At 63.8% G+C, this 1,203-nt stretch carries 1 protein-coding gene and 1 pseudogene; both read left to right on the top strand.

Annotation, left to right across the window (positions count from 1 at the left end; translation table 11 throughout):
- On the top strand, positions 1-538 hold a 538-nt coding region (waaF, locus tag L9Z73_RS30815), incomplete at its 5' end, for a lipopolysaccharide heptosyltransferase II (RefSeq protein ID WP_247408752.1).
- A gap of 1 nt (position 539) precedes the next feature.
- Positions 540-1,091 (top strand): annotated as a pseudogene (waaC, locus tag L9Z73_RS30810) (lipopolysaccharide heptosyltransferase I); the annotation flags it as partial.
- Positions 1,092-1,203 lie beyond the last annotated feature (112 nt).

The raw sequence follows: 1,203 nt of genomic DNA, 5'->3' as shown, positions 1-1,203 counted from the left end.
TGTGTGTGTGTGTGTGTGTGTGTGTCCGGTGCTCGCGCTGTGCCCCGGCGCCGAGTTTGGCGAGTCCAAGCGCTGGCCGTCGGAGCATTACGCCAAAGTCGCGGAGATGAAGATCCGCGAAGGCTGGCAGGTGTGGCTGTTCGGCTCGAAAAACGATCATGCGGTGGGTGAAGACATTCGCCAGCGCCTGATCCCCGGCCTGCGCGAAGAGGCGGTGAACCTCAGTGGCGACACCTCGCTGGCCGAGGCCATCGACTTGCTGTCCTGCGCGGATGCGGTGGTGTCCAACGACTCCGGGCTGATGCACGTCGCGGCGGCGTTGAACCGCCCGCTGGTCGCGGTGTACGGCTCGACCTCCCCAGGGTTTACGCCGCCGTTGGCCGACAAGGTCGAAGTGGTGCGCCTGGGCCTGGATTGCAGCCCGTGTTTTGACCGCACCTGCCGTTTCGGCCACTACAACTGCCTGCGCCAGTTGCTGCCGCAACCGGTCAGCGATGCCTTGCAGCGGTTGCAGGGCACTGTGGTCGAGGTTCACTGAGTTGCGGGTACTGGTAATCAAGACCTCATCCCTGGGCGACGTGATCCATGCGTTGCCGGCACTGACCGATGCAGCGCGGGCGATCCCGGGCATCCGGTTCGACTGGGTGGTGGAAGAAGGCTTTGCCGAGATCCCCACCTGGCATCCGGCGGTGGACAAGGTGATCCCGGTGGCGATACGCCGCTGGCGCAAAAACCTCTGGCAAACCTTCAAAAGTGGCGAATGGCGGCGCTTCAAGCAACGTATCCAGTCGACCAAATACGACCTGGTGATCGACGCCCAAGGCCTGCTGAAAAGTGCCTGGCTGACCCGCTACGTGCGTGCCCCGGTGGCCGGTTTCGACAAGAACTCCGCCCGTGAGCCGATCGCGGCGCATTTTTATTCACGGCGCCTGGCCGTAGCCCGTGGGCAGCACGCGGTGGAGCGCTTGCGTCAACTGTTCGCCGTGGCCCTCGGTTATGACTTGCCCAAGGCCTTGGGCGACTACGGCCTGAGTGTCGACAAGCTGCTCGGCCTGCCGCCGAAAAAACCCTTTGTGTTGCTGCTGACCGGCAAACTGGTCTCCACGCATAACGAAGCCGGCCTTACCTCGTCCCTGAGCCGCATCATCGGCAAGAGCGGCGAGCCGATGATCCGCAAGGGCGTCGACATGGCCATGCGCCTGA

The organism is Pseudomonas emilianonis (assembly GCF_023072625.1).
GTDB lineage: Bacteria > Pseudomonadota > Gammaproteobacteria > Pseudomonadales > Pseudomonadaceae > Aquipseudomonas > Aquipseudomonas paraveronii.
This window is presented reverse-complemented; position numbering and strand designations above follow the sequence as displayed.